Below are 19,569 nucleotides of genomic sequence, written 5' to 3'. Positions count from 1 at the left end.
GCCAGTTCTACCGGGGCTCCGCTTCTTACGTCCCGAGTCACCGCAGATCAGCGCGTACTTGTCAGCGCCTCCGAAGCCGTAACTTCACGGCCTTGGTCTTTAGCCAGGCCAAAGCGCCAGGGCCGACGATCCCGGCAGGGCGGATCCCAGGACCCCGGCCGTGTGGCTCGGCTGCCCGGCCGTCCATGGGTGAGCCAACCGACGATGGGAGAACCATGCGCTGGGAAAGCGTTTACGTGGCGGGGACGGGGGCCTGGCTCCCCGAACCGTTCTCCGCCCGCGCCGCCGTGGAGGCGGGTGAGTACGACCCCGAGCAGTTCGAGGCGGACGGTCTGCTGTCCGTCCGGGTGGCCGGTGCGGACGTCGCGCCACCCGACATGGCGGTGCAGGCCGCCACCACCGCGCTCAAGCGGTCCGGTCTCGCCTCCGAGACCGTGCGCCTGCTGCTGCACAACTACGTCTGGTTCCAGGGCCAGACCATGTGGCCGGTGGCGTCGTACGTCGCCGACCACGCCGTCCACTGGAGCGTGCCGGCGTTCGAGGTGAAGCAGGAGTGCAACGCGGCGATCAGTTCGCTGGAGCTCGCCGCACGCCAGCTGACCACCGAGCCGGGCGAGGCCGCGGCGGTGCTCACCACCGCCGACCGTTTCGCCGAGCCGCTGATCAACCGCTGGAGTGCGGAGGCGGGCCTCGTGTACGCCGACGGCGGCACCGCTCTGGTGCTCTCCAACCGTGGCGGCTTCGCCCGGGTGCTGTCGACCGTGACCCGCGCCGACAACCGGATGGAGGCGCTGGCCAGGGGAGCGGGTCTCACCCCGCTGCCCACGCAGGAGCCGTACGACCACGCCGATCGCTTCGCCCACCATCTGCGCGCCCGGGGCGGCAACATCCGGGAGGCCACAGACCGGCTGGTCGCCATGGTCAAGGGCGCCGTCGACGACGCCCTGGCGGAGGCCGGAACCAAGCGGGAGGAGCTCGCTCGGGCCGTCGTCCCGACCGGCGGCCGCAGCAAGATGCAGTGGCAGGCCGAGCAGTTGCTGGGGGTGCCGGAGGAGCGCACCACCTGGGAGTTCGGCCGCCGCACGGGGCACCTCGGCGCCGGTGACCAGTTCGCCGCACTGAACGACCTCGCCGAGACCGGGGCCTTGAGTCCGGGCGACCGTGTGCTGATGCTCTCCGCAGGCCCGGGTACCGCCAGCTGTGCCGTACTGGAGATCCTCCGCAGACCGGGCTGGACGACCCCGGCCGCCGATCCACAGACACCTGAGGAGCAGCGATGACCGCGACCGTGATCGGATCCTTCCCGGGCACGGCACTGATCGACGACGCCGCGGGCACCGACACCGCCCCCCGGGTCGACAACGCCGCCGAGGTGTTCCTGACGGCCGCCGTCGCCCGGCGCCCCGACGCCCCGGCCGTGCGGGACCGCTACGGCATGTGGACCTACGCCGGACTCGACGCCGCCGCCGACTCCTTCGCCCGGGAGCTGGACCGCTACGGCATCCGGCCCGGCGACCGGGTGCTGGCCCGTGTCGACAGCGTCAGGGAGTTCACCGCCCTGCTGTACGGGACCTGGCGGCGCGGTGCCGTCCTGGTGCCGATCAACCCGGGCATGAAGGCGTTCCACCTCCAGGCGGTGCTCGCCGACTCTGAACCCTCGCTGATCGTCGTCGACGGCGCGGAGCGCGACGGCACCGAAGGTCTCCGGTGGCCGTCCGAGGTGCCGGTCGCCGTCGTCTCCGAGCTGGATCTGTCCGGACCGGCCGACCCGGCCGCCCGTACCCAGACCGAGGTGCCCGCCGACCGGCTTGCCCTGCTCATCTACACCTCGGGAAGTACCTCGGCGCCCAAGGCGGTGGCCTGTCCGCACGGTCCCGTGGCGTTCGCCGCCCGCGCCATCGCGGCCCGGCTGAACTACCGCCCGGACGACATCGTGCTCACCGCCGTCCCGCTCTCCTTCGACTACGGCCTCTACCAGATCCTGCTCAGCGCGCTGGCCGGCGCCGAACTGCTGCTGTCGGGATCCGCCGACCATGCCCGGCTGCTCGGCTTCGCCCGGGACCACGGGGCGACCGTCGTACCCCTCGTGCCGTCGCTGGGTGAACTGCTCGTCAAGCTCACCTCCCGCGACCCGCGGCCCACCCGGATCCGCCTGTTCACCAACACCGGGGCCGCACTCAACGCCCCGCTCATCGCCACGCTGCGGGAGACGTTCCCGGGCGCGTCGGTGGCGCCCATGTACGGCACCACCGAGTGCAAGCGGATCACCATCCTGGAGCCCGACGGCGATCTGGCCCGCCCCGGCTCGGTGGGGCCCGCGCTGCCCGGCACCGAGGTGCTCGTCGTCGACGACGACGGACGGCCGCTCCCGACAGGGGAGACCGGCGAGATCGTGGTGCGCGGCCCGCATGTGATGGCCGGCTACTGGCGGGCCCCGGAGCAGACCGCACTGCGTTTCCGGCCGGGCCCGGACGGCGGTCCGGTCACCCTGCACACCGGTGACTACGGCCGGCTCGACGAGGACGGGCACGTCTATTTCCAGGGCCGCAGGGACGACCTGTTCAAACGGCGCGGCTCACGGATGAGTTCCGTCGAGATCGAGGCCGCTGTGCTCGACATCGACGGCGTGCGGGAGACGGCGCTGCTCGTACCGGAGGACGACCGCGACATGGTCCTCTTCGTCGTCGGCGAGACACCGGACGTGAGCGGGGAGCAGGTGCTGGCCCGGCTCGCGGACCGCCTCGAAGCCGCCAAGGTGCCTGACGTCTGCCAGGTGCTGACCGCGCTTCCGCTCACCCCCAACGGCAAGACCGACCGCAAGGAGCTGCGCCGACGGCTCATGGAGGGCACCGATGGCCACTGACCGCGACCGCACCGGGCACCCCGGCCACGACCTGACGGTCCGCCGGCTCGTCGAGCAGTACGGCAGCCCCCTCTACGTCTACGACCTGGCCCGGGTGCGCTCAGCGCTGAAGGACCTGCGGGCGGCCCTGCCCCAGCCGTGCCGCGTCTACTACTCGCTGAAGGCCAACGCTCACCCCGATCTCGTCGCCGAACTGCGACGCGGCGGAGCCCGCGCCGAGGTGACCTCGCGCGGCGAACTGGCGGCCGCCCTCGAAGCGGGTTGTCCGGCGGCGGAACTGATGTACTCCGGTCCCGGCAAGGTCCCCGCGGAGCTCGACGAGGCGATCGCGGCGGGGATGCGCACCTTCTCCGCCGAGTCCTTCGGCGATCTGGAGCGGATCGGCGCCGCGGCGGACGCCCACGGCGTCACCGCGGACTGTGTGCTGCGGATCAACGCGGCAGGGGCGCCCGGCCAGGGCGGCCTGCGGATGACCGGGGGACCGTCCCAGTTCGGGTTCGACCTCGACGACCTGGCCGAGCACGGGGCCCGGCTCCTCGTGAAGGGCGTCCGGATCATCGGGATGCACTTCTTCCCGCTCACCAACGCCAGGGACGAGGACGGCCTGATCGCCGAACTCGCCCAGAGCGTGCGCACCGCGGCCCAGCTCCGGGAGGACCTCGGCATCCCGCTGCACCTGCTGGACCTCGGCGGAGGCTTCGCCGCCCCGTACGCGTCCCCCGGCGAGCGGCCCGGGTACCCGCGGCTGCGGACGGCACTGACCGCCGTGCTCGACGAGCACCTGCCGGGCTGGCGGGACGGCGAACCGGTGGTCGCCTTCGAGTCCGGGCGCTATCTGGTCGGCGACAGCGGACGACTGGTGACCACCGTCACCGACGTGAAGAACAGCCGCGGCGGCACCTACGCGGTGCTCGACTCCGGCATCAACCACCTGGGCGGTCTGTCGGGCCTGGGCCGTCTGCTGCCCCTCTCCGCCCAGCCGCTGTCGGCCCCCGGCCGGGCGGCGGACGAGGCCGGTGACCAGAAACCGGCCACGGTGACCCTCGCCGGCCCGCTGTGCACCCCCGCCGACATCCTGGCCCGCGCGGCCGAGCTGCCGGGGTTGCGCGCGGGCGACCTGCTGGCCTTCCCCAACGTAGGCGCCTACGGACTGTCCGCGAGCCTGCTCGGCTTCCTCGGCCATCCGGCGCCCGCCGAGATCGTCGTGGACGGAGGCGAGACCGTCTCCGCCACCTGCCTGACCCTGCGGCGCCACACCGTCTCACCCCACACCGGATCCCGTACGGAGGACATCACCGCCATGACCGAGACGACCACGGGGACGGCGCCCGCCGGCACAGCGGACGAACCGGCCGCGCCCTGGGACCCGACGTACGAGGCACTGCTGCACGAGGCCCTGCCCCGGCTCGCCGCCAAGGGCGAACTACGGCCCGACACCAGCCTCAAGGCGGCGGGACTGGACTCGCTCGCGATGGTGGAGGTCCTGGCCCGGGTGGAGGAGACGTACGGCATCGCCGTCCCGGACTCCGAGCTGATGGCCGACACCTTCGCTACCCCCGCTTCGCTGTGGCGCGTGGTGTCCGCCCTGCGGGAACAGTCCGTCGGATCGGCCTGACTTCCGAGCGACCAGAGAGGAGACCTCATGCAGTGGGAAGGTGTGTACGTCGCGGGGACGGGGGTATGGCTGGGCGAGCCCGAATACGCCCGGTCGGCCCTGGAGTCCGGCGCGTACGACGCGGAGCAGTACGCGGCGGACGAGATCCTTTCCGTCTCCGTCGCCGACGAGTCCATGGCCCCTCCGGACATGGCCGTCCACGCTGCGACGACCGCGCTCAAGCGTTCCGGAGTGGACGCGTCCGACGTGGATCTGCTGATCCACAGCGGCATCTGGTTCCAGGGCGTCGAGATGTGGCCCGCGGCCTCCTATGTGGCCGGCCACGCCCTCGGCCGGGGCGTGCCCGCCTTCGGACTGGAACAGGAGTGCAACGGCGGCCTCGGCGCGCTGGAGATCGCGGCCCGCCAGGTCGCCGCGCGCCCGGACACCGGAGCCGCGATGGTCACCACCGCGGACCGGTTCGGCGCGCCCCTGGTACAACGGTGGAGCAGCGAACCCGGATTCGTGTACGGCGACGGCGGCACCGCCCTGCTGCTGTCCGCGCGGGGCGGCTTCGCCCGGCTGCTGTCCACGGCCAGCGGCGCCGACAACTCCCTGGAGGCTGTGGTGAGGGGCCCCGGGCTGCGCCCCCTGCCCTCCGGCGAACCCCTGGATCTGCTGGGCAGGGTAGGCCACTACGCACGCGCCCACGGCAGCGTCCGGGAGGCCACCGAGCGGGTCGCGGAGGTGATGAACACCGTGGTGGACACCGCGCTGGCCGATGCCGGCATCGGCAGGTCGGACGTGGACCGCGTGGTGACCCTGGCCAGCGGGCGCAGCCGTCTGGAGTGGCAGGTGCCGCAGTTGCTCGGCATCCCCGTGGAGCGCTCCACCTGGGAGTTCGCCCGCGAAGTGGGCCACCTGGGCGCCGGTGACCAGATCGCCGGGTTCAACGACCTGGTGGAGCGGCAGGAGTTGAGCCGGGGCGACCGGGTGCTCTTCGTCGGCGGCGGCTCCGGGTTCAGCTGCACCTGTGCCGTACTGGAGGTCCTCGACATACCGGACTGGGAGCCCTTCCGTAGCAGCGGGCGATGACGGGCCGAGGGGGAGTGACCCGGTGCTCGGGTGGGAAGCATTCGCCTGCCACCTGCGATTTCAGCGGCGCTCCAGCGGACCTCCGGATACTGCATCGTTCGACCGCTTGTGCCGTACGGCCAGGACGGTCCGTACGGCCAGGGACGGTCGGCCCGGCCGTCCTGCCTCGACACTGAGGAGAATTACATGGCGACGACCGAATCCACCGGCGCCACGAGGAGTTCCACCCCCTTGCAACTGCGCCTCGCCTGGGGCGCGCTGGGAGCGTTGCTCCTGCTCTGGGACGTCTTCGAGATGGTCAAGCACATGGGCTGGGTGATTCCGGCGGCCGTCCTCGGCGCGGTCCTGCCCTTCGTCGCCCGGTCGGCAGGGCTGGGCCAGGCCCACGAGCCAGGTCAGCTGGCTCCCCGGGCCGTACCGCTGCACAACCTGCTGAACCGTGCCGTGATCCCCTTCTCGATCATGGTCGTCTTCTCGTTCCTCGGGGACCGCCCGGAGGACATCGCGGCCCCCTTCACCTTCGGCATGAGCTGGCTCACCACCATCGCGCTCGCCCGCGCCCTGGGTTTCGGCCTGCGGACATCGGACGGCTGGCAGCGCTGAACCCGCGGCACTCTCAGACACAGCGCTCAGGCCCGCATCCCGTCCCCCGGGGCTGCGGGCCTGTTCCGTGTGCGTGCTCCCCAGGAGACCGGCGGGATGCGCGGCCGCGGCTCCGGCATGTTCGCGGCTCGTGTCGGTACAGAGCGCCTTTATCGCTGCGCAAGGCGCTCCTGCGACTGTCGCTGACAGCCCGACACGTCTGCGAACCGAAGAAGCCCTGGAGGCCACACGATGGACACCGCCTCAGCGCCCCCCACCGGGACCGACACCGGGACCGAGACCGGATACCAGTACCCCTTCCACCGCCCCTCGGCGGTGCAGGTGCCACCCGTCTACGAGGAACTGCGCGCCAAGTGCCCGGTGGCCAAGGTCCAGCTGCCCAGTGGCGACGACGGCTACGTGGTCAGCAGGTACGAAGACGTCCGTACCGTCCTGGCCGACCCCCGCTTCAGCCGGGCCGCGATGCTGGCCGAGGGCGCCCCGCGACTCACCGCGGCCCCGCCCATGCCCGGCAGCCTCTTCACCATGGACCCGCCGGAGCACACCCGGCTGCGCAAGCTCGTCTCGCGGGAGTTCACCGCCCGCCGGGTGCAGAACCTCCGCCCGCGCATCCAGCAGCTGACCGACGACCTGCTGGACGGCATGGAGAAGCTCTCCCCGCCGGTCGACCTCAACCCCGTCTTCGCGTTCCCCCTGCCGGTCATGGTCATCTGCGAACTGCTCGGCGTGCCCTTCGAGGACCGGGACCGCTTCCGCGGCTGGTCCGACGCCTTCGTCTCGCTCACCTCGCACACCGCTGAGGAGGTGATGGAACAGCGGATGTCGATGGTCCAGTACCTCGGTGAGCTGGTGCGTCGCAAGCGCGAGGAGCCCGCCGACGACCTGATGAGCGCCCTGGTCTCCGTGCACGACGAGGACGGCGACCGGCTCAGCGAGCACGAGCTGATCACCATGGGCATCACCCTGCTGGTCGCCGGGCACGAGACCACCGTCAGCATGATCGGCACCTGTGTGCTGACGCTGCTGCGGCACCCCGAGCACCTGGCCGTGCTGCGGGAGCGGCCCGAGGCGATCGACCACGTGGTGGAGGAACTGCTGCGGATCAACCCCATCGGCGACGGCGGCCCGTTCCGCATCACGCTGGAGGACGTGGAGATCGCCGGCAGCACCATTCCCAAGGGCAGCGGTGTGATCGCCGCGGTCGCCTCCGCCAACCAGGACGCGGACCGCTTCGGAGAGGCGACGGGCGACTTCGACCCGTCCCGGTCCTCGGCCACCGCGCACCTGGCGTTCGGCCACGGCGCGCACTTCTGCCTGGGCGCCGCCCTCGCGCGCGCGGAGCTGCAGATCGCGATCTCCTCGCTGCTCCGCCGCTTCCCCCGGCTGAGCCTGGCCGACGAGGTGGGCAACCTCACGATGACCAGCGGCATGATGGTGCACGCGCTGAACCGTATGCCCGTCACCTGGTGACCGTCGCCGGTGCGCAGACTGCTGCCCGGGTCCCCTTGTCGGGGCCCGGGCAGCGGTCCGTGGTCGCGGCGTGCGCCGTCACGTCTCGGGCTCAGGGGCGCGGGGTCGGCTGCCGTACCACCCGCCGGGCCGCGATCGGACCCGGCTCCTGTACCTGGAAGTACGCCCTGGCCAGCACCTTCCGCTGAAGCGCCCGGTTGTGGTCCACCACCCGGTAGAGGGTCCGGCGGGCCAGGCCGCCCAGCTGTCCGTCGAGCGCGAAGAGCCGTTCCTGGCGGAGCTGGAGGGCGCGGGAGAGGCGTACCGCTTCCTCCCGCGAGCGCTGGAACGTCTCACCGGCCCGTACCAGTGCGGCCGTACCGCCCCCGTCGGCCATCGCCCCGTCGACCAGCGGCGCCAGGGTGACCGCGTCGATGATCGCGTGGTTGACGCCCTGGCCGAGGATCGGGGTCAGGGTGTGCGCGGCGTCGCCCATGAGGATCAGACCGGGCATGGACCAGCGGGGCACCACGGTGGTGAAGATGTCCAGCATCGAGGTGTCCGACCAGGCCCGCACCTCGCGGCGCACCGTGTCCGACAGCTCGGGAGCGAGCCGGTCCAGCCGCTCGTGCAGCGCGCTCAGCCCCTGGGCACGCAGGTCCCTGAGACCGCCCTTCGGGATGTTGAGACCCACCCGGACACTGTCCGGTTGGGTGGGGATGAACAGTCCGTGCTCACCGCCCCGGATGCGGATGCGGTACGTGTGGCTGTCCCATTCGTCGGGGAAGGGCAGCCGCAGCCAGACGACGTCCCGATCCAGCGGCTGTTTGTCGTACGGCAGTCCGGACATCTCCCGGACCTTGCTGAACCGCCCGTCGGCAGCCACTGTCAGGGCGGCCCGTACGACGAGTTCGCCGTCGGGGGTGCGGGCGCGCACGCCGGTCACCGGACCGCTGTCGCCCTGCTCCTTCAGCAGGCCGACGGCGGTGGCCGACTGACACAGGGTGAAACCCGGGTGTTCCCGCCCGGCGTCGGCCAGGGCGGACAGCAGAGCTGGCTGCGGCAGTTCCACCGGGTAGGGGTGGGGGTAGTGGAAGTCGGAGAAGTCGACGCTCAGCACGGTGCTGCCGGAGTCGACGATCTCCATGTGGTGCATCTGCGCGTAGGTTCCGTCGAGCCGGTCGAGCAGACCGAGCCGGTCGAGCAGCCACACCGAGTCCGGGGACACCGACTCGCCGCGGAAGGACCGGTTGAAGTGTCCGCTCTGCTCCAGAACCACCACCGACACGGAACGCTTGGCGAGTTCCACGGCCAGGGTGAGACCGGCGGGCCCCCCTCCGACCACGCACACCTGTGCGGTCAGCTCAGCTGTCATCGTTTTGCTGCCTCTCCAGCGGAGTCATGGTCGGTCGATCGTGGGACCGCGGGCTAAAGCTCCCCTTGCAGAAGCTCCCCCGGCAGACGGCAGACGGCAGACGGCAGATGACGGCTCGTAGGCGGGTCAGTCCACATCCCGAGCCGCGACACCGGACGACTCGACCCTGGCCTTCAGTGCGTCGGTGAGGCGCTGGAAGCCCTGCTCGGACGGGGTGATGATCGAACCGGCGAACGGCACCAGCAGCCCGCTGAAGCGCTCGGTCTGCACCACACGTGTGCCGCCGTCGTGTGGGGTCAGCTCGAAGCTGTGCACTCCGTCGAAGACGCCGGGTACGCCGAACCGGCCGCGCCAGCGCAGCAGCCGCCCCGGCTCGCTCTCCAGCACGGTCGGCCGGAACACCATCTCCCGTCCGCTGTCGGGCAGTCGGAGGCGCAGGGTGAGCCGGGCACCCGGCACGGCCTGGCCGGCGGCCTCGACGAGGAAGGGGTTCCACTCGTGGAACCGCTCGAAGTCGGTGAGTACCCCCCACACCCGGTCGACGGTGTCGCGGATGTGCACGGCGGACGAGATACGGCGCATGAGATTCCTTCCAGGACGGACCGCGGGCCGCGGTGAAGTGGTCCCGTGACGGGGCCGCGGGACGAGAAGAGACGGCGCGGACGCGGGAAGGCCAGAGCGGGCAGCTCCCGCTTGCCGCCCTTGATCGATGCTGTCGGTGGACCCGGTCGACGGTCGCTTTCGTGGGACGGGAGCCAGCGGCACGGAGCGTGTCGGAGGCGAGCCGCGAACGGCGCCGGGAAGCCGACGCTACCGGCCGGGCCGAGACCGGCACAGCCCTCCTGTCCCCGGCTACAGCGGGACCTTAGCGCTGCCCCGCAGGATCCCTGCCGGACGCTTCAGCGAGATTCCAGCGCCCTGGCCGAGGCTTGGCGTGCGCGCCCCGGCCCCCCACGGGCGCGCAGGAAAGGAAATCCCATGTTCTCCGCTCTGGGCTCGGCCCTGCACCGTCGGCGGTTCGCCGTGCTCCTGCTGACCCTCCTGGTCACCGCCCTGGCCACCGTGTACGGCGGCAGCGTGTCGGAGAAACTCTCCAACGGCCTGGCCGACTACGACGATCCGGGCGGCGGCAACGTTGCGGCCCGCGAGATCATCGAGCGGGCCACGGGCATCGATCCCCAGCAGGGCCATGTGCTGCTGGTGCGCACCGACGAGCCGGTCGATGCGACCACCACCCCGCCGGAGGCGGTCACCGCCGCCGCGGAGCTCCTGCGGTCCCGTCCCGAGGTCGAGCAGGTGCTCGACTACACCTCCCCCGAGGGCGCCGCGCTCATCGCCCGCGACGGGCGCAGCACCGTGGTCGTGGGCGCTGTGGGGTCGCTGACGGACCAGGAGAGCGTCCAGGCCGAGGAGGAACTCCAGAAGGCCGTCGAGGACGACCCCGCCCTGCGCGGCCGCACCTGGCTCGGCGGCGCCACTCCCGGCCACGTCCAGGTCGCCGAGGTCTCGGACGCCGACCTGGCGCGGGCCGAACTCCTCGCGGCCCCGGTGATGCTGGTGGTGCTCTTCCTGGTCTTCCGCGGGCTGGTGGCTGCCCTGCTACCACTGCTGGGCGGGATCGTCTCCCTGCTGCTCACCATGGCGGGCCTGCGCGTCGCCACCGAGTTCATGAACGTCTCCGTCGGCGCGATGAGCCTCGCCTTCGCCCTCGGCCTCGGCCTGTCCATCGACTTCGGTCTGCTGATCGTCTCCCGCTACCGCGAGGAACTGGCGGACCGGGGACCGGGCGCGGAGGCGGTGCTGCGGACTGTTGCCACGGCGGGCCGCACCGTACTGTTCAGCGCCCTCACGGTGGCCGCGGCCCTCGCCGCGCTGACCGCGTTCCCGCAGCCCTATCTGCGGTCCATGGGGCTGGCCGGCGTCATCACCGTGGTGTCCGCGGCGCTGTTCGCCCTCCTGGGACTGCCCCCGCTGCTCGCCCTCCTGGGCCGACGGGTCAACTCCCTCGCCCCGCGCCGCTGGCAGCGCACGGCCGGTGCCGCGCGGGCCACCGAGGGACGCTGGTACCGCATGGCCCAGACCGTGATGCGCCGCCCCGCGGTGTTCGCGCTCCTCGCCACGGCGGTGCTGATGGTGATCGCCTCGCCGCTGCTGGGCGTGCGCTTCACCGGAGTGGACCCCACGCTCCTGCCCGAGGAGACCAGCGCGGGCCGGGTGGCCGCGGTGCTCGACGAGGAGTACGACGCCGGCGCCACCTCCCCCCTGCAGATCGTGCTGGAGACCGACGGCTCCCCGGACGCGTCCCGTCTCACCGACTACACGGAGCGGATCAGTGCTGTTCCCGGTGTCGAGTCGGTGGGCACCCCTTTGGAACTGGGCGACCGGCACTGGGAGATCGACGCCGTCCTCACCGACAACCCCCTGGACGAGGCGGCCAAGGACGCCGTGGGCGCCGTCCAGGACCTGACCGCCCCGTACCCCGCCCGCTACACCGGTACGACGGCGGATTTCCTGGCACAGCGTCAGAGCATCGCGGAGAGCCTGCCCTTGGCCGGCGGTATCTTGGTCGGTGTCACCCTGCTGCTGCTCTTCGCCTTCTCCGGCTCGGTGGTGCTGCCGCTGAAGGCCCTGGTGATGAACCTGCTGTCCACCAGCGCCGCGTTCGGCTTCCTGGTGTGGGTGTTCCAGCACGGCAACCTCGGTTTCTCCGCGCAGACCGGGCTGGAGGCCACCACGCCCGTACTGGTCTTCGCGCTCGCGTTCGGACTCTCCACGGACTACAACGTCTTCCTCCTGAGCCGTATCAAGGAGGCCCGGTCACAGGGCCTGGACAACCGCGAGGCGGTGGCCCAAGGCCTGTCCCGCACCGGCGGGATCGTGACCTCGGCCGCCGTCCTGTTCTGCGTCCCGGTGGGCGCGCTGGCGCTGTCCCGGCTGGTGTTCATCCAGGAACTGGGCCTGGGCGCGGCGTTCGCCGTCCTCATCGACGCGACGGTGGTCCGGGCCTTCCTCGTCCCGTCTCTCATGGCCCTCCTCGGCGCCGCCAACTGGTGGGCCCCGTCCCCTCTGCGCGCCCTGCACCGCGCCCTCCGCCTCGACCGGATGGAACACTCCCCCGCCTCCGTGCCGGTTCCCGACAAGACATCCGCACACATCGGCTGACACGTCAAAGCCGGGCCGTGCGACTCGGGTCCGAGTGCCCCCGTGGTCCTCGAAAGGCCACGCCCGTCCACGGCGCGCGAGCCCTGCCATCAGACACGGACCGTTCCCCGAGCTGTAGCCGCACAGTGGCCACCACCGCCCACGACACGACGAAAGGCCGTCTCTCCATGCCGAAGGTCACCCAGGCTCACCGGGACGCCCGCCGTCGGCAGATCCTGGACGCCGCCCGCGCCGTGTTCGCCGAGAAGGGATTCGCCCAGGCCTCCACCTATGACATCGTCGCGAGATCACGCCTGTCCACCGGTGCGATCTACAGCTACTTCCCGAGCAAGGACCACCTCATCCAGACCGTGTGCGACGACGCGATCCGCATGGCGCTGGACAAGGCCACTTCGCCGAACCTGTCAGAGTCGCCGGAACGGGTCAGCGGCACCGTCGACAGGCGGGAGCACGCGAGGCTCATGGCGCAGATCTGGGGCGAGGCGGCCGTCTCTCCGCGTCTGGCCGAACAGGTCCGCCGCCACTTGGCCGCCGCACACGCGAAGACCGTCGACCTCATTCGCGATGAACGCACCGTTCGCGGCCTTCCCGGTGACCCGCACACCACCGGGAAGGCGAACGTGCTCCTGGCTCTCCTCACCGGGTACACGCTGCGCCTGGCCATGGGCGACGAGGTGAGCCCCGACGCGTTCGTCCGAGCGATCCGCACGATCATCGAAACACCCTGACCGCCTGAGGCAGCGCGGTTCGGACTGAGTCCCCGAAATTCAGCCGCCGCCGACAACTCGTCCTGCGGAGGGGCGGGTACCGCCACACCGGGGGACGTATATGGGGCAGGCGTCGCGAGGGTGGCGTAAATCGGGGTAAAACACCCTTCGAGCGCCGCAAAAAGCCCGCCGCAAGCGACCTTGCGACGGGCTGGAAGTAGCGTTTGACCTGCGAAAACGCGGCGCCCCCGGCAGGACTCGAACCTGCGGCCAAGCGCTTAGAAGGCGCCTGCTCTATCCACTGAGCTACGGGGGCCAGGTGTGGTGGCCTTTGTCTTGGTGCCCGGGTGTGGGCTGATCCGTGACATTGCCGGGGACAAGGATAGGGCTCCCGGGTCCTTGTCCCTGTTGCTTCGCCTCCGTGGCTCGATGTGGAGGTTCGGTGAAGCGGTCCTGATAATCGCAGGCAGGTACGAATCGTGCATCGCTTTTGGCGCCTCGGGCCCCGGGTGTTGTGTACTCGTTATGCCTGTGCCCCGGTCGTCCCTTCCGTCCCCTGTGTCCTGTCGGCGCGCAGGCAGGCTTATATGCTTCAGAATGTCCATAAAATTGGGCATTCTTCGCATGTGGTGACCTTGGACGTACGGCCTCAGCTGCTCGACGCACTCTCCGCCCTGCGCGACCGTGTCGCCGCCGCACGCTTCCCGCTGCCCCTGGCGGGGGCCCCACGCGCGCGTGCCAACCGCGACGAACTGCTCGCACAGCTCGACGACTACTTGGTGCCCCGCCTGAGGGAGCCCGAAGCGCCCTTGCTGGCCGTCGTGGGGGGATCCACGGGGGCCGGGAAGTCGACCCTGGTCAACTCCCTCGTGGGGCGGCGGGTCAGCGAGGCCGGGGTGCTGCGGCCCACGACCCGTACGCCGGTGCTCGTGTGCCATCCGGAGGACCATCACTGGTTCAGCGGGATGCGCGTGCTGCCCAACCTCACGCGCGCGTGGGTACCGCATCAGGAGCCGGGCGACGAACCCTTGCTGCCGGGCCGGGACGGCGAGCGGGTGCTGCGGATCGAGACCGTCGACACGCTCCCGCGCGGGCTCGCCCTCCTCGACGCGCCCGACGTCGACTCCCTGGTGGCCGAAAACCGCTTCCTCGCCGCCGAACTGATCTGCGCCGCCGACATCTGGATCATGGTCACCACGGCCGCCCGGTACGCCGACGCCGTGCCCTGGCATCTGCTGCGTACCGCCAAGGAGCACAAGGCGACCCTGGTCACCGTTCTCGACCGGGTGCCCCACCAAGTGGTGTCCGAGGTCTCGCGGCAGTACGGCGCTCTGCTCGCCAAGGCCGGGCTCGGCGAGGTGCCCCGGTTCACGGTGCCCGAACTGCCCGAGTCCGCCTGGGGCGGCGGGCTGCTGCCGGCCTCCGCCGTGGCGCCGCTGCGCACCTGGCTCATTCACCAGGCGACGGATCCCGGAGCCCGGCACCAGGCGATGGCCCGTACCGCCCAGGGGGTCCTCGATTCGCTCCGGGCGCGGATGCCCGAACTCGCCGGCGCCGCCGCCGCGCAGCACGCCGCCGCGCTGCGGCTCACCTCGGCCGTCGAGGTCGCGTACGACAGTGAGCACGCGCGCGTGAGGGCGCGTTTGCAGGTCGGGGCCGTGCTCGCGGGGGATGCCCTGAAGCGGTGGCGCAGCTACCCGCTCGACTGCACCGCCGGTGAACTCCTCGACGCCCTGGCGGGGAGCCTCTGCGCGCTGCTGCTCTGCGCGGTCACGGCCGCCGACGAGCGCATCGACGAGGCCTGGCGGCGCGAACCGGCCGCGGGCGCCCCCGGGCTGACGGACCGCGACCCCACGCTGGAGAGCGCCGAGCACCGCATCGGGATGACCGTACGGCGCTGGCGGCGCGTCCTGGAGGAGTACGCCGAGGAGGAAGTACGCGACCTCGACCGGAGTGTCGCGCCGGACCCCGAGATCGTGGCCGCCCTGGTCGCCACGGCGCTCCTCGGCGGACGCCGGGCGCGGTCCGCCGGAGAGGGGCTCGCCGAGCGGATCGGGGCCCACGGAGCCCTGCGACTGCGCGACCGGGGCGGGCGGCTGCTCACCGAGTACCTCGACAGAGCCCTGCACACCGAACGCGAGCGCCGGCTCGCCCCCCTGGACGCCCTCGACGTCCACCCGGAGCCCCAGGCCGAACTCATCGCCGCGTTGTCCGTACTGCAGAAGGAGAGGTGACCGTGGTGACTGCCCTCGCCGACCACGACGCGGATCACAGCGATCACAGCGATCAAGTGGATCACATCGATCGCACCGATCACGCCGATCGCACTGATCGCGCCCGCCAGACCGGAAACGAGGTCCCCGAGGGCGACGATTCCGAAAGCGGCCTCTCCGGAGAAGGCGATTCCGGCAGCGAGCGACCGGAGGGGGACCCCATGGGGAACACCGGCACCGAACACCCCGAAGAGCGCGAAGAAGAGCGCGAAAACGATGCCCACGCGCGCGTGCACGACGACACGTCCGGTTGTACGGAGTCCGAGCCCGCCTGGGACGACGGGCTGATCGCCCGGCGCGTGTCAGAGACGGCCGAGGCGGAGCAGCCCGCGATCATGGAGACCAGGGTCTCCAGTACGCAGACGGCACCCCCGCTCGCATACGACGGACCGCTGCGCTCGCGGCTGGACGCGCTGCGCGAGCTGGTGGGGCTCTCCCGTACCCGGCTGGACAGCAGGACGCTCGCCGAGGCAGGCCGGGTCCTGGACGAGGCGGCGGCGCGGCGCAGGCTGTCCGGGCAGCACACCGTGGTCGCCATCGCGGGCGCGACCGGCAGCGGCAAGTCGACGCTCTTCAACGCGCTCGCCGGCGTGGCCATTTCGGAGACCGGCGTGCGCAGACCCACCACCGCCGCGCCCATCGCGTGCAGCTGGAGCGACGGCGCCGCCACGCTCATCGACCGGATCGGCATCCCGGGGCGGCTGCGCAGGCGCCCCCTGCAGAGCCCGGAGGCCGAGGCGCAGCTGCGCGGACTCGTCCTGGTCGATCTGCCCGACCACGACTCCGCGGCACTCCAGCACCGTGAACAGGTGGACCGCGTCCTGGCGCTCGTGGACGCGGTCATCTGGGTCGTCGACCCGGAGAAGTACGCCGACGCCGTCCTCCACGAGCGCTATCTGCGGCCCATGGCGGGGCACGCGGAGGTCATGTTCGTCGTCCTCAACCAGGTGGACCGGCTCCCCGGGGAGGCCACCCACCAGGTGCTCGACGACCTGCGGCGGCTGCTGGACGAGGACGGGATCGCGCTGCGGGAGTACGGCGAACCCGGCGTCACGGTGCTCGCGCTGTCCGCGCTCACCGGAGACGGCGTCGGGGAACTGCGCGAGGCGCTGGGCCAGTTCGTGGCCGACCGGGCGGCCCCGGCCCGCCGCATCGCCGCCGACCTGGACACGGCCGCCTGGCGCCTGCGGCCCGTGTACGCCACGGGGCGGCGCACCGGGCTCAGCGAGGAGGCACGCGACGAGTTCGCCGACCGGCTCGCGGACGCCGTGGGCGCCACCGCGTCGGGCGAGGCAGCCGAACGGGCGTGGCTGCGCAACGCGAACCGCGCGTGCGGCACGCCCTGGCTGCGGCTGTGGCGCTGGTGCCAGGAGCAGCACGAACCCACCACCGGACGCCTGCCCGTGCGCGCGTCGGCCGACGAGGAGGCCACCGCCCGGCAGCGCGTCGAACAGGCCGTACGCACGCTGTCGGAGCGGGCCGCCTTGGGGCTGCCCGCACCATGGGCGCAGGCGGTGCGCGAGGCGGCCGTACGCGGGTCACAGGGGCTGCCCGAGGCGCTGGACGAACTGGCGGCGCGGGCCGGGACACCGCAGGGACGGCCGCCGCGGCCGGGCTGGTGGCCGGCCGCCGTGCTGGCCCAGGCATCCATGACGATCCTTCAAATCCTCGGCGGGCTGTGGCTGGTGGGCCAGATCGTCGGGTTCATGTCCCCGAACCTCGGCGTACCCGTGCTGCTGATGGTGGTGGGCATCGTCGGCGGCCCGGCCGTCGAGTGGAGCTGCAGGCTGGCGGCACGCGGACCGGCCCGGCGGTACGGGCTCGAAGCGGAACGGCGGCTGCGGACGGCGGCAGCCGGGTGCGGGCGGGCGCGGGTGCTGGATCCGGTGGCGGCGGAACTGCTGCGCTACCGGGAGGTGCGGGAGCAGTACGGGCGGGTGCTGGGGGCGGCGGCGCCGGTGGGGTGACGGACGTGGATGTGGATACGCGGGCGTCCGACACCCGTCGAAGCGGCCGTCGACTGACCGGAGTTCACCCGTTCGGGTGACGGAGTTTTCCACAACTGGCAGGTAGCACACAGCGCTCAGCGGGCTCGGCCCGACGGAGGCAGTCTGAACCCGCGGCGATCGCAGCGGACGCGGTCGGCGCGGAGCAGACGCAGCCGTACGGGACGGGCCCGTACGCGTATCCGCCCCGGCGCGGTGCCGGGGCGAGGGAGGGATGCGAGATGAACGAGACTCAGGTGTGCGTGGTGGGGAACGTGGCCACCCAGCCGGTGTGCAAGGAGACGGCGGCAGGAACCTCGGCCAGGTTCCGGCTGGCGGTGACCTCGCGGTACTACGACCGGGAGAAGAGCGAGTGGGCGGACGGGCACACCAACTTCTTCACGGTGTGGACCAGGCGGACACTCGCCGCGAACGTGGGCTCCTCCATCTCGCTGGGCGATCCCGTCGTCGTCCAGGGGCGGTTGAAGGTGCGCACGGAACAGCGGGACGGGCAGACCTGGACCACGGCGGACGTCGATGCCGTGGCGGTCGGCCACGATCTGTCACGGGGTACGTCGGCGTTCAGGCGCACACCCAGGGCGGAGACACAGGCGGCCACGACGGCACCCCGGCCCGAACCCAACTGGGAACCACAACCCGTGGCAGCCGCCCAACAGCAGCCGGAGCCAGCAGGCGTGGCGTGACGTCAAACCACTTGCGGCGGAACCGACTTGACCGGCCTGCGGCTTATCGGCGAATGCGTTCCGAAGGGTCCCAACGATCCCGACAGCGCTGTGGACAGTCCTATGGATTTGTCGATAAGCGCAGCTCGCAGGCCGTGCGAGCGATAACGATTCCGAGTCGGATCGGTTGTCCGACGGCATGATCGGGAAAGGCGGTGCGACCGCGTCCCTAGGATGCCGTGGCATAGCTCACGGGGCTTGTGATTCTGCTGGTGGGACCGCACCCCCCACGCCAACGGGTCCTGCTCGAAGGGGAATTCTGTGTTTTCTTCGTTCTCCGCGTTGTCCGCGCGGCGCAGGCGAGGGGCCGCCCGCCTCGCCGCCACGGCACTGGCGTCCGGGCTCGTCGTCGCGAGTGCGCTCGCCACGGCCGGCCCGGCCGCCGCCGCCGAGACACCGCAGACCCCGGGCGGCGCGACCGCCACCATCAGCGGCCTGAAGACGTACGGGACCGCCGTGATCCACGAGAACGGCACGGAGCACCAGGTGTCCGCCGGCCTGTTCGAGATGTCCGTCGAGGGCGGCGGCACGCTGCAGACCTACTGCGTCGACATCCACAACCCGACGCAGCGGGACGCCAAGTACCACGAGACCCCGTGGAGCGGCACGTCCCTGAGCGGCAACAAGGACGCGGGCAGGATCCGCTGGATTCTGCAGAACTCCTACCCCCAGGTGAACGACCTCGCGGCGCTCGCCGACAAGGCCGGGGCGAGCGGCCTGACCGAACAGGACGCGGCGGCCGGCACACAGGTGGCCATCTGGCGCTACTCGGACGGCGTCGACGTCGAGGCGGTGAACCCGCAGGCCGAGAAGCTCGCGGACTACCTGGAGAAGAGCGCGCGGAACCTCACGGAGCCCAAGGCCTCGCTGACCCTCGACCCGCCGGCGGTCTCGGGGCGCGCCGGAGAGCGGCTCGGCCCGATCACGGTGCACACCAACGCGGACAGTGTGACGGTCACGCCGCCGGTGGACGTGACGGCGGGAGTCAAGGTCGTCGGCAAGAACGGCAAGGCCCTGAGCTCCGCCGACGACGGCAGCCAGGTCTGGTTCGAGGTGCCCGAGGACACCCCGGACGGCTCGGCCACGCTGACCGTGCAGGCCTCCACCTCCGTGCCCGTCGGCCGCGCCTTCGCCTCCGAGACCCGCAGCCAGACGCAGATCCTCGCGGGCTCCAGCGAGTCGACGGTCTCCGCGACGGCGACCGCGACCTGGGCGGAGACGGGCGCGATACCCGCACTGTCCGCCGAGAAGAACTGCGCCGAGGGCGGGGTGGACATCACGGCGGCCAACGTGGGCGACGAGGAGTTCACCTTCGAACTGCTCGGGATCACGCACACGATCGCGGCCGGCGCGACGGAGACGGTGACGGTGCCCCTGTGGGAGGACCAGGCGTACAACTTCACGATCAAGGGACCGAGCGGCTTCGAGAAGCGGTTCAAGGGCGTCCTCGACTGCGAGACCCAGACCGAGACCAGCGCGAGCGGCGAATCGGTGCAGACGCTCACCGAGCCGAGCCCGGTGACGGCCGGAGATACGTCCACCACGGGCACCGACCTCGCCGAGACCGGCGGCTCCGGCGCGACGCCGACGATCGCGGGCGTGGCCATCGGCCTGGTCGTGATCGGTGGCGTGGCGCTGCTGCTCGTCGGTAAGAAGACGCCCACGCAGGAATGAGCCCACGCAGGAATGAGCGGCCTTGAGCCGGACCGCACCTTGGCAA

The 19,569-nt window shown here is 71.6% G+C and carries 14 protein-coding genes and 1 tRNA gene; 12 read left to right on the top strand and 3 right to left on the bottom strand.

From position 1 onward, the window contains the following. Window positions 1–215 precede the first annotated feature (215 nt). From ACWD3C_RS35150 to ACWD3C_RS35125, 6 genes are all read left to right on the top strand, one after another. Window positions 216–1,280, top strand: a complete 1,065-nt coding sequence (locus ACWD3C_RS35150) for a ketoacyl-ACP synthase III family protein (RefSeq protein ID WP_451150372.1) — start codon at window positions 216–218, stop codon at window positions 1,278–1,280. Then, a complete protein-coding gene (locus tag ACWD3C_RS35145; RefSeq protein WP_451150370.1) occupies window positions 1,277–2,863 on the top strand; it encodes a class I adenylate-forming enzyme family protein in 1,587 nt (528 codons plus the stop codon). Before ACWD3C_RS35150 ends, ACWD3C_RS35145 begins: the two co-directional genes overlap by 4 nt. Next, entirely contained in the window at window positions 2,853–4,478 is a 1,626-nt protein-coding gene (locus ACWD3C_RS35140; protein WP_451150368.1) for a phosphopantetheine-binding protein, read from the top strand. The genes ACWD3C_RS35145 and ACWD3C_RS35140 overlap by 11 nt, the downstream gene beginning before the upstream one ends. Window positions 4,479–4,505: 27 nt before the next feature. Then, the gene (locus ACWD3C_RS35135; RefSeq protein WP_451150366.1) at window positions 4,506–5,552 is read left to right on the top strand and encodes a ketoacyl-ACP synthase III family protein; all 1,047 of its coding nucleotides are present in this window, start codon (window positions 4,506–4,508) and stop codon (window positions 5,550–5,552) included. Window positions 5,553–5,738: 186 nt separating this feature from the next. Beyond that, window positions 5,739–6,155, top strand: a complete 417-nt coding sequence (locus ACWD3C_RS35130) for a hypothetical protein (RefSeq protein WP_451150365.1) — start codon at window positions 5,739–5,741, stop codon at window positions 6,153–6,155. Window positions 6,156–6,386: 231 nt separating this feature from the next. Further along, window positions 6,387–7,625 (top strand): cytochrome P450, encoded by a 1,239-nt coding sequence (locus ACWD3C_RS35125; protein ID WP_451150363.1) that lies wholly within the window; start codon window positions 6,387–6,389, stop codon window positions 7,623–7,625. Between the two features lie 91 nt (window positions 7,626–7,716). Here the strand turns inward: ACWD3C_RS35125 and ACWD3C_RS35120 are convergent, their stop codons facing one another. Together ACWD3C_RS35120 and ACWD3C_RS35115 are read right to left on the bottom strand one after the other, a co-directional pair. Continuing rightward, window positions 7,717–8,979, bottom strand: a complete 1,263-nt coding sequence (locus ACWD3C_RS35120) for an FAD-dependent oxidoreductase (RefSeq protein ID WP_451150361.1) — start codon at window positions 8,977–8,979, stop codon at window positions 7,717–7,719. Window positions 8,980–9,105: 126 nt separating this feature from the next. Then, window positions 9,106–9,561 (bottom strand): SRPBCC family protein, encoded by a 456-nt coding sequence (locus ACWD3C_RS35115; RefSeq protein WP_451150359.1) that lies wholly within the window; start codon window positions 9,559–9,561, stop codon window positions 9,106–9,108. Between the two features lie 396 nt (window positions 9,562–9,957). Between ACWD3C_RS35115 and ACWD3C_RS35110 the strand changes: the two genes are divergently transcribed. Both ACWD3C_RS35110 and ACWD3C_RS35105 read left to right on the top strand, forming a co-directional pair. Further along, window positions 9,958–12,141 carry an MMPL family transporter gene (locus tag ACWD3C_RS35110; protein ID WP_451150357.1) on the top strand — a complete coding sequence of 728 codons (2,184 nt, stop codon included), beginning with the start codon at window positions 9,958–9,960 and terminating at the stop codon, window positions 12,139–12,141. Between the two features lie 125 nt (window positions 12,142–12,266). Then, a complete protein-coding gene (locus tag ACWD3C_RS35105; protein ID WP_451150355.1) occupies window positions 12,267–12,869 on the top strand; it encodes a TetR/AcrR family transcriptional regulator in 603 nt (200 codons plus the stop codon). 222 nt (window positions 12,870–13,091) lie between these two features. On the opposite strand, the gene ACWD3C_RS35100 is transcribed toward ACWD3C_RS35105, so the two are convergent. Beyond that, a tRNA-Arg gene (locus ACWD3C_RS35100) sits at window positions 13,092–13,164 on the bottom strand. 310 nt (window positions 13,165–13,474) lie between these two features. Between ACWD3C_RS35100 and ACWD3C_RS35095 the strand changes: the two genes are divergently transcribed. From ACWD3C_RS35095 to ACWD3C_RS35080, 4 genes are all read left to right on the top strand, one after another. Next, window positions 13,475–15,082: a dynamin family protein gene (locus ACWD3C_RS35095; protein WP_451150353.1), complete on the top strand. Its 1,608-nt coding sequence runs from the start codon at window positions 13,475–13,477 to the stop codon at window positions 15,080–15,082. Next, window positions 15,079–17,088, top strand: coding sequence for a GTPase (locus tag ACWD3C_RS35090; protein WP_451150351.1), 2,010 nt, complete (start codon window positions 15,079–15,081; stop codon window positions 17,086–17,088). Before ACWD3C_RS35095 ends, ACWD3C_RS35090 begins: the two co-directional genes overlap by 4 nt. Before the next feature lie 260 nt (window positions 17,089–17,348). After that, window positions 17,349–17,810 (top strand): single-stranded DNA-binding protein, encoded by a 462-nt coding sequence (locus ACWD3C_RS35085; protein WP_451150349.1) that lies wholly within the window; start codon window positions 17,349–17,351, stop codon window positions 17,808–17,810. A gap of 300 nt (window positions 17,811–18,110) precedes the next feature. Then, entirely contained in the window at window positions 18,111–19,523 is a 1,413-nt protein-coding gene (locus ACWD3C_RS35080; protein ID WP_451150347.1) for a Cys-Gln thioester bond-forming surface protein, read from the top strand. Window positions 19,524–19,569 lie beyond the last annotated feature (46 nt).

It is taken from the genome of Streptomyces sp. NPDC002845 (assembly GCF_053591955.1).
The sequence above is the reverse complement of the archived record's forward strand: the minus strand, read 5'-3'. Positions and strand labels throughout refer to the sequence as shown.

Coding starts and splice junctions, on each gene's coding strand:
- ACWD3C_RS35150 (WP_451150372.1), top strand. CDS start 216: ATGCGCTGGGAAAGCGTTTACGTGGCGGGGACGGGGGCCTGGCTCCCC.
- ACWD3C_RS35145 (WP_451150370.1), top strand. CDS start 1,277: ATGACCGCGACCGTGATCGGATCCTTCCCGGGCACGGCACTGATCGAC.
- ACWD3C_RS35140 (WP_451150368.1), top strand. CDS start 2,853: ATGGCCACTGACCGCGACCGCACCGGGCACCCCGGCCACGACCTGACG.
- ACWD3C_RS35135 (WP_451150366.1), top strand. CDS start 4,506: ATGCAGTGGGAAGGTGTGTACGTCGCGGGGACGGGGGTATGGCTGGGC.
- ACWD3C_RS35130 (WP_451150365.1), top strand. CDS start 5,739: ATGGCGACGACCGAATCCACCGGCGCCACGAGGAGTTCCACCCCCTTG.
- ACWD3C_RS35125 (WP_451150363.1), top strand. CDS start 6,387: ATGGACACCGCCTCAGCGCCCCCCACCGGGACCGACACCGGGACCGAG.
- ACWD3C_RS35120 (WP_451150361.1), bottom strand. CDS start 8,979: ATGACAGCTGAGCTGACCGCACAGGTGTGCGTGGTCGGAGGGGGGCCC.
- ACWD3C_RS35115 (WP_451150359.1), bottom strand. CDS start 9,561: ATGCGCCGTATCTCGTCCGCCGTGCACATCCGCGACACCGTCGACCGG.
- ACWD3C_RS35110 (WP_451150357.1), top strand. CDS start 9,958: ATGTTCTCCGCTCTGGGCTCGGCCCTGCACCGTCGGCGGTTCGCCGTG.
- ACWD3C_RS35085 (WP_451150349.1), top strand. CDS start 17,349: ATGAACGAGACTCAGGTGTGCGTGGTGGGGAACGTGGCCACCCAGCCG.